Here is a 223-nt window from a genome sequence, read left to right as displayed (position 1 = left end):
TATTGTCGCGCCGACAAACGATAACTTCAGGGCCTACCAGAAGACGCTGGCGGCCCGCATCAACGCCATTGAAGCACGCCAGGGACGTCCCCAGAAGGGCGATGACATCCTCCTGTCCGTCATCACCGATGCCCGTCATGCCGCGATCGACCTGCGTTTCGTCGCCCCTCTCGCCGCGAATGACGACACATCGAAGCTGAACCTGATGATCGGGAACGTGTTC

1 protein-coding gene is annotated in these 223 nt (G+C 60.1%); it reads left to right on the top strand.

The genetic code is table 11. The annotated features are described in order from the left end of the window. Positions 1-223, top strand: a 223-nt coding sequence (locus B7449_RS18220; RefSeq protein WP_048884024.1) for a hypothetical protein, incomplete at both ends; no start/stop codon positions are given.

The sequence above is a fragment of the Komagataeibacter intermedius TF2 genome (genome assembly GCF_000964425.1).
GTDB lineage: Bacteria > Pseudomonadota > Alphaproteobacteria > Acetobacterales > Acetobacteraceae > Komagataeibacter > Komagataeibacter intermedius.
This window is presented reverse-complemented; position numbering and strand designations above follow the sequence as displayed.